This is a genomic window from Paraburkholderia sp. J7 (assembly GCF_905220155.1).
GTDB lineage: Bacteria > Pseudomonadota > Gammaproteobacteria > Burkholderiales > Burkholderiaceae > Paraburkholderia.
Window position 1 is genome coordinate 209,824 of the sequence record NZ_CAJMYZ010000004.1, and the last position, 11,617, is coordinate 221,440.

Consider the following 11,617-nt stretch of genomic DNA (forward strand, 5'->3'; position numbering starts at 1 on the left):
AGGCGCAAACGCGTCGCGCACGCGTTCCGGAGCGTGAAGCCATCGTAGCGACGGCGGCGCGCGGACTCTGTGCGGCAACGCACCACCGGGCGCCGCGCCTGCGCTCAGGCGAACACGAAGTGCTTGTCGAGGTGGTATTTCGTGGCATAACCGATTACCAAACCAAGCGCGCCGCCTGCGAGCCGGGCGGTTTCGCCGTGAAAGAGCGCGTCCGCGCCGAACTCCACGACCCAGAAAACGACTGTCGTGCCGAGCCCCATGGCGACATAGAGCGCGAAGGTGCGCATGCCGTGCGCGACGCTGCGGTGCTCGTAGCGAAAGATCCAGGCTTTGTCGAGCAGATACTTGACGACGAGGCCGACGCCAGTGCCCACGCACACCGAAATCGGCACCGCATACCGGCCCTGGTACAGGTGAAACGCGAGGCTCTGGCTGCCGAGGTTCGCGCCGATCGAGATGGCGGCGAACACGGTGTACCAGAACACCAGTCGCGAGCTGCTGAGCGTCATGGCGGCGGCCGGGCTGCTCATAGCGAGATCCTCTTGAACACGAAGCCGGGCAGCGAGCGGATCACGAGCATGATCTCGGCCCAAAACCATGGCGTGTAGATCGAATCCTTGCCGCGCTCCACGGCGCGCACGATGTCCGCGGCCACGCGCTCGGGCGTGGCGACCAGCGGGCCGGGCAACGCGAGGCCGGCTGTCATCGGCGTATTCACGAAGCCGGGCTTGATCGTCAGCACCTTTACGTTCGACTTGAAGAGGCGCGCGCGTAGCCCTTCGCAGAAGGTCGTCACGGCCGCCTTGGCGGTGCCGTAGACGTAGTTCGAGGGCCGCCCGCGGTCGCCTGCCACCGACGAGATCACGGCGATCGAGCCGCTCTTCTGCGTTTCGAACAGGCCGGCAAGCAGCGTGAGGAGCGCGATCGTGGAAAGCGCATTGACCGTGATTTCGCGCACGGCAGCCTGCGGGTCGCGCTCGCACTCGGACTGGTCGGAGAGCGTGCCGTGCGCGAGCAGCACGATGTCAATGCGACCAAGTTCGTTCACGGCCGAGTCGAGCATCGCGCGATGCTGGTCGAAGTCGTTGACGTCGAGTACGAAGGTCCCGACGTGGCCCGCGCCGCGCACGCGCAGGTCCTGGGCGACGGCCTCGAGCCGCGTGGGATGGCGGCCGGCCAGCATGAAGTTCGCGCCGAGCTTGACCCATTCGCGTGCACAGGCCACCGCGATTGCGGAAGAGCCGCCGACGATCAGAATGTTTTTGTCCATTACCGGGTTGTCCTTTGCCAGAAGCGCGACATCAAGGCGGGGTCGCGCAGTTGTTCGAGTACCTGCCAGTCCGGATAGGCGGCGCGAAAATCCGCACCGCTCATATGGGCGTCCTTGGCCGGATATTGACGGCCGCCCGCTTCGCGCACGATCGCGTCGAGCCGTGCGAAGAGGGCGGCATTGCGGGTGTCGTGCTGCGGAAAGTCGAGTGCGAGCGAGATGCCCTGCATCGGGAACGACAAAAGGCCCGGCGAGACGAGCGGGCCGCAGCGCTTGAGCACCGCGAGAAACGAGCCGGCATTCGTCGACGCGATGGTGTTCAGGAACGCATGCAGCGCGTCGCGCGCCGTCGCATCCGGCACGACGAGCTGGTATTGCTGGAAGCCGCGCCGCCCATAGAGGCGATTCCAGTTCTGGATGCTGTCGAGCGGGTAGAAGTAGCTCGCGTAGTCGACGACGCCAGCGCCGGCCTTCGCGGCCTCGCGCCGGTAGTAGAACGTATTGAAGAGCTTGAGCGTGTAGCGGTTCACCGGCGACCACGGCAGCGCGAACGGCACGCGCCGCTCGCGCCGCTCCGGCATTTCGAAGCACTGGTCGGCGGCGTGATCGGCGCAAACATAAATGCCCCTGCCAAGCGATGCGCCGCGACCCAGGCAGTCGATCCACGCCACGCCATACTCGTGCTGTGTGTCGAGTTCGTGCGACAGGACCAGGAATTCGTCGAGATTGCCGAAAGGCCTCGTCTCGATCGCGAGGTGACTGGAGGCTACCGGCATCAACTGCAGCTCGACCCACTCGACAATGCCCGTGAGCCCGAGGCCCCCGATCGTCGCACGGTACAGATCCGTGTTTTCGTCGGGCGCGCACTCGAGCGGCTCGCGGTCTGAGCGCAGCAGCGAAAAGCGGCGGACGTGTCGCCCGAACGTGCCGCGCACGTGGTGGTTCTTGCCATGCACGTCGTTGGCCACCGCACCGCCCAGCGTCACGAACTGCGTGCCGGGTGTGACCGGCAGCATCCAGCCTCGCGGGACCGAAAGCGCGAGCACTTCGCCCAGCGTCACCCCGGCCTCCGCGCGCAGGACGCCGCTTTTCCAGTCCGCCGCAATGAAGCGGTCGAGGCCACGCAGCGCGACGACATGATCGGTCGCCGCGAGGCAACTGTCGCCGTAGCTGCGCCCGTTGCCGAACGGCAGCGTTGTGCCAAAGCGCGTGCCCGTGTCGCGCAGCACGCCCTGCACGCCCTCGCGCCAGCCAGGCGCGGGGCCTGTCTGCGGCGCATACGGGTAGTGGCCCCAGGAATTGAGCTTGGCGGCGCTCATAATGTGCGGACGATTGGAGAGGTTGAAAATGATCCCATCTTAGCCACGCCGTTATCCGCCAACCGTTAGCAGAGGCACACAACGCGCGCTCGCGCACGTGCCCTCCGTGCCCTTTGTCCGATTGCTTGCGCGCTCAATCGACGATGTTTGCGATCATCCGCTTCATTTGCTCGAGGTAGGCTTCCACTGAGAAGCGTTGCGCGACATCATCCAGCGCCTGGTTTGCGAGGCGATCGGCCATTTCGGGGGCGGCGCGCAGGATGGCGATCGCATCCGCGAGCGCAGTGACGTCGCGCGGCGCCACGAGCCAACCGTTGGTGCGGTGCCGCACGATCTCGGTCACGCCGCCGGCCGCTGCCGCGATCACGGGCCGGCCCGCCGCCATGCCCTCGATGATCACGCGGCCAAATGGCTCTGGCTCGGTCGACGTGTGCAGGATCACGTCCACGGCCTTCATCCACGCGGGCATGTCGTCGCGGAACCCGGCGAAGATCAGGCGGTCCTGCACGCCCAGCCGCGCGGCCTGGCTGTGCAGCGATTTCACGTACTCCTCTTCGCCGAAGAGGGCCGAGCCGACCAGCACGAGATGCAGGTCCGGTATGCGCGCCAGCGCTTCGAGCGCAATGTGCTGGCCCTTCCACGGCGCGAGGCGGCCGAACAGCCCCGCGAGATACACGTTCGCCGGCAGTCCGAACTGTTGACGCAGCGCGGCCATATCTGGTGCGTCCTTGCAGCGGAACTCTTCGAGATCCACGCCGTTATGCACGACCGGCACGTCTTCGGGCGCGCACTGCGCGAGCGCGATCAGCGAATCGGCCGAGGCGCGCGAGTTCGCGATCACGTGATCGACCGCATAGCGCGTGAGCCAGCGCACGATGAGCCGTTGCAGCGGGCCGAAATGCTCGCTCGACATGATGTCGTGCAGGTGCCAGACAATGGGCTTGCGATGCAGCGGCTTGCCGAGCGCGCCGAGCACGAGCGCCTTTTGCGTGTTGAGAAAGAGGATGTCGTAGCCTTCCGCGTGGCGCGCGATGGCGCGCACCTGGCGCAAGATGCCCGGCAGTGCGCCAAGCCACGACAAACGCAGCGTGTCCTTGCGGATGTCCGATACGCTCGCCTCGCACGCGAGGCTCACCGGCACGCCGAGCGATTCGAGCCGCTCGCGAAAAGGGCCGTCCGAGAGCAACAGGACTTCTCGGCGCGCCCCCCACGTGGCCGCGAGCGGCATGAGCGAGAATTCGGCGCCGCCCAGTTGGCCGCTCTGGTCGACGAACAGAACGCTCGCTGCTTCCTGTCGCGCATGGGTTTGCCCGAGTGATTCCCCATACGCCTCCGCATTTGCGAGCATGCCCTGCGCCAGGATGGGCGGGGTTGCCTGAGTCGTTTCTTTGAACATGAAAGTTTTACCAGCGAGAAGTAGGTTTTTCTGCTGGCTATTATTCGTGGCGAATCAATTGGCATGCGTGCCCCTGCGCACTTACCCCAACTGACGTTGGCATTACATTTGCCTGCGATTTCCTGGGTATCTGTTAGCTAACTGAATGGTGTGCGCCGGCATGGGCCGGAATTGCTTAGCTATGCAAAGCAAGGGGCATGGCAACGCGAGGCGCGGCGTCGGTGCCGTGCAGGAAAGCTGGCGGACATTGGCGAAGGCGTGCCCGTGCCGCGCGACGCACGGGCATGCAAGAGGCAGATGATGCTACGTGCGCTATCGCACACTCAGACGCAGGTCGTCTTCGGTGTGCAGCGCATCGCGCATCGCGCTTTGTGCGGCAATCGTTCGCATCACTTCCACCATGAACGCACGGCGGAACACCGCGGGCGAAAAGCGCTCGGCGTTCTTGCGGCACGCCTGTGGCGTGAAGCTGTCGATACTGCGGTCGAACGCCATGACCGCCGTGCTCAGCGACTGCGCAGTCTGCTCGGGAAAGTAGATGCCGGTCGGCTCGGGTTCGCCAAGCGGTATGACGGTTTCGAGCACGCCGCCCTTGCCGTAGCAGATCACGGGCGTGCCGCAGGCCTGGGCTTCGAGAATGGCAATGCCGAAGTCTTCCTCTGCGGCGAACACGAAGGCCTTGGCGCGCTGCATGTGATCCCTGAGGACTTCGAACGGTTGATAGCCGAGAATGCTCACGTTGGGCGTGGCCTTCGCGCGCACCTCCGCCATCTGCGGCCCGTCGCCGATCACGACGAGCTTGCGCTCCGGCATGGCCGCGAAGGCCTCGACGATGAGATCGATGCGCTTGTACGGCACCATGCGCGACGCGCACAGATAGAAGTCTTCTTTTTCGGCGTGCAGTTCGAACCCTTGCACGTCGACAGGCGGCGCCACGACGCAGGCGTCGCGCCGATAGGTTTTCATGATGCGCCGTGCGACGAAGTGCGAGTTGCACAGCAATTGGTCCACGCTGTTGGCCGAGCGCGAGTCCCAGTTGCGCAAATAGTGCAGCAGCGCGCGCGCGGCCCATGAGCGCATGCCGCGTGTGAGATGCGATTCGCGCAAATATTGATGCTGCAGGTCCCACGCGTAGCGAATAGGCGAATGCACGTAGCTCACGTGCGTTTGGTCGGGGCCGACCAGCACGCCCTTGGCAACGGCATACGAACTCGTGATGACGAGATCGTAGCTGGCGAGATCGAACTGCTCGATGGCGAGCGGCATGAGCGGGAGGTAGCCGCGATAGCGTCGCCGCGCGAACGGCAGATGCTGGATGAACGACGTCTGCACGGGCTTGCCGCGCACGACCGAGCGGTCGTCGAGAAAGTCCACGAGGCTGAACAAGTCGGCGTCAGGGAAACACTCGATGATCTGTTGCAGCACTTTTTCGGCTCCGCCAGAAACGACGAGCCAGTCGTGCACGATGGCCACTTTCATGACAGCGACTCTCCTCCGGAGCTTCCCGTAGTTTCCTGGTGATTTCTGGTGATGCCTGGTGCCTTCTGGCCGTGCGCAAGTCCATAAACCAGTGTTCATGCATAGCGTAGAGCCGCCTTCATCGTTCGTAAGTGCGGGCGACCACACTGCTTCGCGCGAGCCGCGTGAATAATGTGGCCGGACATACCCGGTAACGCGCCTCGCCGCGAGGCATCGATCAACCGAGTGGATTTGCCGCCATGCACACTCTCGCCCCCGTTGTTGTTTCCTCCGATCAGACGCCGCCGACTGCGCGTACCAACGCGCCCAGCGTGTTGTTCGTCGATCAGAGCGGCCAACTGGGAGGCGCGGAGTTTTCGCTCATGCCGCTCGCGGCCACGTGGGGCGCGCGCCGCGAGGTGCTGCTGCTCTCGGACGGACCGTTTCGCACGCGGCTCGAGTCGCTCGGCGTGCCGGTGAGCCTCGCGTGCGAGGCGAGCGTATCGGGCATCCGCAAGGACTCGCTGCGCCTGTCCTGGCTTCGCGCGGTGCCTGGCATCGTGCGCCAGGTGCGCACGATCGCGCAGCACGCGCAATCGTTCGACGTCCTCTTCCTCAATACGCAGAAGGCACTCGTTCTGGGCGCGCTCGGCAAGCCGCTGCATCGCAAGCGGATCGTCTGGTATTTGCACGACGTCATGTCGAGCGAACACTTCGGCCCGCTACAACGACTCATCGTGCGCTGGCTCACGCGCTACGCAGTCGATCACGTGATCGCGAACTCGCGCGCCTCGGCCGATTCACTCGTCACGCTCGCGCACTGCGCGCCGGAAGACGTGCCCGTGGTTCACAACGGGATCGATCTCGAAGCGTTCAGCCGCGCGGATTCATCTGACATGGCAACGCTGCGCCGCCAGTTCGGGCTGCCGGAAAACGTGTATCTCGCCGGGCTGTTCGGACGGCTCGCTTCGTGGAAAGGGCAGCACATCGCGCTCGAAGCCCTCGCGCGCATGCCAGATCTGCATCTTGTGCTCGTTGGCTCTGCGATGTTCGGCGAAGAGGCGTACGAGAAGGCGCTGCACGAACAGGCGGCGCGGTTGGGCGTGCAGGACCGCCTGATCTTCGCCGGGTTTCGCGATGACATGCCCGAGTGGATGAAAGCTGTGGACGTCATCCTCCATACGTCGACCGAACCGGAACCGTTTGGCCGCGTGGTCGTCGAGGGCATGGCGGCCGGCCGCCCGGTGATCGCATCGGCGGCGGGAGGCGTGACAGAGATCATCAATCATGGGCGCAACGGCTGGCTCGTGCAGCCAGGCAATCCGGCGGCGCTCGTCGATGCGATTGAAACCTTGCGCCGCGCGCCTGCGCTGGCGAGCGCACTCGTGCTCGCGGCACGCGCCGAAGTCGCCAAGCGCTTTTCCGTCGACGGCTATCTCGACCAGATGAAGGCGTTGCTCGCGCGCGCGGGTAATGCAGACAAGGCCGACAAGGCAGACAAATCCGCCTGAGCCGGCGCGCGCTGCCCCACGAGAGGGTGTGCGCGCGTACAGACTCCGCCTGCGCACGCTTCTACGATCGAGCCCACAGGTATGCGGACATTGCACCGGTCAGCCAGAGCGTGCATTGCCTGCGGCCACACCGGAGCAGTTCGCGAGTTCACGATCCCCTGCGCGCGAGGAGCGCCGAGAATGACGACACATACCAACATATCCGTAGTGCCGCCGGCGTTCGCCGTATGCATCACAACGATGAACCGCGTCGAGCGCCTCGAAGCCTGCCTCGCCAACCTCGATCGCTGCACGTTGCGGCCCGCGGTCGTATTCGTCAGCGACGATTCGCCGGACCCGGCTGTGCGGGCGGCGAATCAGGCGGCCGTGGCCGCTCATCCGGGCGTGGTTTATTTGATCGGTCCGCGGCGCGGCGTTTGCGCGAACCGCAACAACGCAGTGCGGCATTGCCTCGAGCAGGCGCCCTATTGCAGCCACGTCTCGTTCGTCGACGACGACGTGCTCGTCGATGCGGACTTTTTCGAGCAGGCGTCGGCGCATTTGCTGAATCTGCCTGAAGCGCAGCGAGCAAAGACGATCCTGACCGGCGGCGCCTCGAGTGGCCCGTATCTGCACCAGTGCTGGCCCTTGCGGCTCTCGTTCGCCTGCTACTTCACGCGAGGCGAGGTGCCGCAATGCGTGAACATGCATTGCTCGATGTTTCCGCTCGCGCTTTTTACGCGTGATCTCTGGGACGAGAACATCTTTTTCGGCACCGAAGACGCTGAGCTGTGCCTGCGCGCGTTGCGTCACGGCTATACGATCGAACTGGAACCCGGCATGCGCTCGCTCGACACGATGCCGGGCGGCGGCGTGCTTAACGGCACGAAGATCACGACGGGCCTGACCCGCTATCAGGTGTGCTGCGAGGCCGCGCGCCTTTACATCGGCGTGAAGCGCTATGGCGTGATCGAGCGCGCGCCGCTGCGTTTTCTCGCGTTTCTCCTCATCTATTTTGGACACCTGACGTTATACCTTGCGAAGCGCGGAGCGCTCTCGCAGATCCTGCCGATCGTCCGCACGTCGAAGGCGTGGCGCGCCTGCCTACCGGGCGCGGGCACCGCCGCGCATTGAGCGCGAGCACCCGGCCCACCGGAAATCAAATCTCAACAGATCATCAGGAGAGGTGTACTGCGTGAAGGCGTCAGTCGTCACGCAGTACGCTCTCTCTTTCCGGTCAGTGCGACAGTCTGGCCATTTGTGCCCGCCAGGCTAGCTCGACGAGTTCCCAATAGCTGCGTTTTCTCACCGTAATCGTCCAGTTTCCCGCAGGCAGCGAAAAATCAATGAAGCGAGGTTCGGTACCGCTGACCTGGCTCACTGTTACGGGATTGCCGTTCACGGGCACGAGCGTACGGCCTTGCGTGTCGAGCGCATCGGCGGTCAGAAACGCGGTCGAGAACTGATTCACGCGCAACGTGCCCCCAGACGGGCAACTCGCGTGGATAACCAGTCGATCGAAATACGCAGGGGGCGCAATGTCGTCGTGCGAGCAGCCATTTGCTTCGACGAGCGGGCGCCGGGCCGGCAAAAAGCTGGTCGGAGACGCATTGACCAGGACTAGCGTGGCGAGTTGCGATCGATAATTTGCAGGAAGAAATTCGCCGCCGGCGTCAGGCCCATGTGTGGACCCCGGTGGCGCTTCACGGCGCAGCTCGGCAGCGGGCATCTTGTTGTACAGCCAGTACTGGTCAAACAGCCGCGCCGTGACGAACAGCGCGCAAAGCAGAAGTGCGAATTGTAGAGCGCGCCGTGTTGGCGGTTCGAACTGGTCAATCATGCCAGCCACAGCGATCAGGCACAGCGGCACCGCAACCGCCAGCAGACGATAGGGGAACTGGATGAATTCGAGCGGCCCCGATATCAGCCAGAACGGCCGCGAGAGGTGCGTCATCATGAACAGAATGGCCAGCACGACGCAGCCGATGGCGAATGCCGTGCGAACGCGTGCATCGTCGATCCGGCGCCAGCGCAGCGCCGTAACCGGGATCAGGATTGCCAAAGCGAAAAACGGCCAACCGAACACGGAATGGTAGTAGCGCCAGAAGATGTCCCGGGGACTGATCAGCAGGTTCGCGATTGGTTGCTTGTAGATTGCCGCCTGCTCTGGACAGAAGTCGTTCTTCCAGTAACTGAACGGAACGTAGATGAGCGCTGCGAAAAGTGCGGCGGCGACGACTGTGAGAGACAGTGGCACCCATGCCTTCGAAGGGGCTCTGACAAAGAGGACGAAAAGCGCCGGAACGAGCACGCCCAGCACGATCGCAAAAACGAGCACGTGCGTGAGAGCCAGCAAAAGCAGGAGTGCAAAGAATATGGCGCTGCGCACGACGGACAGGCGCGCGCGATACATGTCGAGCGTGAGCGCGGCGATGAACGGCACGAGCGCCATGCCCGAAAACTCGGCCATGCTGCCGTTGAAAATCGACTGGTCGATCATGTACGGCGCAAGCAGCGACAGCGTCGAGATCACGATGCACGACGTGCGGTCCGCCGTCAGCCGCCTTGCGCAGGCATAAACGCCGGCAAACAGGAGCGCCGAGAAGAACAATTCGGCAACCCGGTAGGCAATGATGACGTCGCCGGACAAGAGCGATATGGGTGCGCCAACGAGACTGAAAGTCTTGTTGTAGAAAAAGGGGACCGGCGAGCCGAAGCCGTTTGCGTCGACCGGCGTCCAGGTGGACAGCACGTCGCCCGCGCGAAGCGCAGCTGTCCAGATGTACAGACGCGAAAACGCATAGTAGGTGTCTCCACCGCGGGCGATCGGGCCGAACAGCACGACAAGAACGTAGCCGAGCAACGCTGCGAGGGACAGGCCAGTCAGCAACTGTGCGCCGCTGAAGAACTGGAAAGCGCGCAGCGTATCGGGCGTGCGTTTCTGAGTCAGCTCTTTAGAAAGAGGAACCTGGTTCATGGAACGTGATGATGACGTTGGACGGCGCTTGATTGACGGCAGGTGGACACAATCCCGTTATGTGATGCCCAACGCGGACCGCATACAAGGCAGATGCGACGGAACAGAACTAAACGCGTGTGCCACCGGTGTCCGGAATTGCGCTGCGCGTTCCGAACGTCCAGATAGAGTTCAGCAAAAAGGTCAAGAGCAGCACGACGCCGGAGACGCCAATCTGCGCGATCATATAGTTCAGGTGGAGGACGTCGGTCAGGACCTTCATCATGAGTCCACTCACCACCACGCCCAGGCTGGCTATCGCGAGAAACCTGGGCAGCGTCGACAGATGACTGATACGTGACCTGAAGGTAATTCTTCGATTCAGCACGTAGTTCACTGCGGCGCCCACTATCGCGCCGACGATGGTGCCGGTCACGGCATTGCTCCAGCCCGAGTGCACGACGAAGAACAGCGTGAGGAACTGTGCCGCCGTTCCAAGCGCGCCAATGCTGGCATACGTCACGAATCTGAGCGCTACCCCGGTGCTAGACATCTCGATTCTTCGCTTCAGGAAAACGGCTTCTTATCAGGTAGACAGGGCGCTTTTTGGATTCGGCATAAATACGTCCGACGTATTCTCCAAGTACGCCAATGCCGATCAACTGGACGCCGCCCAGCAGCAGGACGACGGTCAGAATCGATGCATAACCCGGAACGGCGATGCCCATGATCAGCGTGCGCGTGATGAGAAACGCCGCGTACAGGAAGGCGAACAACGCCACGAAGCTTCCGACGTAGGTCCAGACCCGCAGCGGCAAGGTGCTGAAGCTGGTGAATCCTTCCAGCGCGAAATTCCACAGTTTCCATCCGGAAAACTTCGACTCGCCAGCGGCGCGGGGTTCGCGCGCGTAGTCGACGAACGCCGTGCGATAGCCGACCCACGCAAAGAGCCCTTTCATGAAGCGCCGGGTCTCCGGCAACTGCTTCAGCGCGTCGGCGACCTCTCGCGTAATTAGCCGGAAGTCTCCGACATTCTCGGGAATGTGGGTATCGCAAACGGCGTTATGCATCCGGTAGAACATGGCCGCGGTCTTGCGTTTGAGCCAGGTGTCGGAGTCGCGATTGACGCGCCGTGCAACGACGACGTCATAGCCCTCCCGCCACTTCTCGAGCAACAAGGCGATGACGCGCGGGGGATCCTGCAGATCGGCGTCGAACGGCACGATGACGTCGCCCAGTGCTTCGTCGAGCCCGGCGGAAAGTGCCGCTTCCTTGCCGAAATTGCGGGTGAGGTCGATGACCCGAATGCGACTGTCGGCTGCGGCGCGCGCGTGCAGCATGGGTAGCGTGCGGTCGCGGCTGCCGTCGTTCACGCACACGATCTCGAAGTTCACTCCCTTGAGCAGATCGAGAACCGGCAATGTTGCATCGAAAAACGGGCCGATCATCTCTTCTTCATTGAAAAAAGGGACGACCAGCGAGAGCAGTTTGGCGTCCGCGTCGCACGTTTGCGTCAAGGGCAACCCGGCGACATATCGCTCGCGCAAGGGCAGCGGCTCTCCAAGTGATTCCCTGAGAAGCGCGGAATCATGCAATTGTTGGCCAACCAGGTAGTCCATGACCTGCCTCTCCCGCGGTATTCGAGGTTCAAAGCGCAGAACAACGTCCCTTCGAAACGCAATGCATGCCGCCTGAGCCAGAATCTAGCCTGGGACGGGAGGCGACATC

General features: G+C 63.3%; 10 protein-coding genes. 2 read left to right on the forward strand and 8 right to left on the reverse strand.

What is annotated here, in order from left to right:
• Positions 1–104: 104 nt before the first annotated feature.
• From U5A58_RS08460 to U5A58_RS08480, 5 genes are all read right to left on the reverse strand, one after another.
• Positions 105–530 carry a GtrA family protein gene (locus U5A58_RS08460; RefSeq protein WP_321961092.1) on the reverse strand — a complete coding sequence of 142 codons (426 nt, stop codon included), beginning with the start codon at positions 528–530 and terminating at the stop codon, positions 105–107.
• Positions 527–1,270 carry an SDR family oxidoreductase gene (locus U5A58_RS08465; protein WP_321961093.1) on the reverse strand — a complete coding sequence of 248 codons (744 nt, stop codon included), beginning with the start codon at positions 1,268–1,270 and terminating at the stop codon, positions 527–529. The genes U5A58_RS08460 and U5A58_RS08465 overlap by 4 nt, the downstream gene beginning before the upstream one ends.
• On the reverse strand, positions 1,270–2,589 hold the full coding sequence (locus U5A58_RS08470; protein WP_321961094.1) for an FAD-binding oxidoreductase: 1,320 nt from the start codon (positions 2,587–2,589) through the stop codon (positions 1,270–1,272). The genes U5A58_RS08465 and U5A58_RS08470 overlap by 1 nt, the downstream gene beginning before the upstream one ends.
• Positions 2,590–2,722: 133 nt before the next feature.
• Positions 2,723–3,985 carry a glycosyltransferase family 4 protein gene (locus U5A58_RS08475; protein ID WP_321961095.1) on the reverse strand — a complete coding sequence of 421 codons (1,263 nt, stop codon included), beginning with the start codon at positions 3,983–3,985 and terminating at the stop codon, positions 2,723–2,725.
• A gap of 312 nt (positions 3,986–4,297) precedes the next feature.
• Entirely contained in the window at positions 4,298–5,464 is a 1,167-nt protein-coding gene (locus tag U5A58_RS08480; RefSeq protein WP_321961096.1) for a glycosyltransferase family 4 protein, read from the reverse strand.
• Positions 5,465–5,703: 239 nt separating this feature from the next.
• Between U5A58_RS08480 and U5A58_RS08485 the strand changes: the two genes are divergently transcribed.
• Together U5A58_RS08485 and U5A58_RS08490 are read left to right on the forward strand one after the other, a co-directional pair.
• Positions 5,704–6,954, forward strand: a complete 1,251-nt coding sequence (locus tag U5A58_RS08485) for a glycosyltransferase family 4 protein (RefSeq protein WP_321961097.1) — start codon at positions 5,704–5,706, stop codon at positions 6,952–6,954.
• A gap of 180 nt (positions 6,955–7,134) precedes the next feature.
• Positions 7,135–8,067 (forward strand): glycosyltransferase family 2 protein, encoded by a 933-nt coding sequence (locus U5A58_RS08490; protein ID WP_321961098.1) that lies wholly within the window; start codon positions 7,135–7,137, stop codon positions 8,065–8,067.
• A 103-nt stretch (positions 8,068–8,170) separates the two neighbouring features.
• Here the strand turns inward: U5A58_RS08490 and U5A58_RS08495 are convergent, their stop codons facing one another.
• The 3 genes from U5A58_RS08495 to U5A58_RS08505 form a co-directional block, all read right to left on the reverse strand.
• On the reverse strand, positions 8,171–9,910 hold the full coding sequence (locus tag U5A58_RS08495) for a 6-pyruvoyl-tetrahydropterin synthase-related protein (protein ID WP_321961099.1): 1,740 nt from the start codon (positions 9,908–9,910) through the stop codon (positions 8,171–8,173).
• 109 nt (positions 9,911–10,019) lie between these two features.
• A complete protein-coding gene (locus tag U5A58_RS08500) occupies positions 10,020–10,442 on the reverse strand; it encodes a GtrA family protein (protein ID WP_321961100.1) in 423 nt (140 codons plus the stop codon).
• The gene (locus U5A58_RS08505; RefSeq protein WP_321961101.1) at positions 10,435–11,508 is read right to left on the reverse strand and encodes a glycosyltransferase family 2 protein; all 1,074 of its coding nucleotides are present in this window, start codon (positions 11,506–11,508) and stop codon (positions 10,435–10,437) included. Before U5A58_RS08505 ends, U5A58_RS08500 begins: the two co-directional genes overlap by 8 nt.
• Positions 11,509–11,617: the final 109 nt, after the last annotated feature.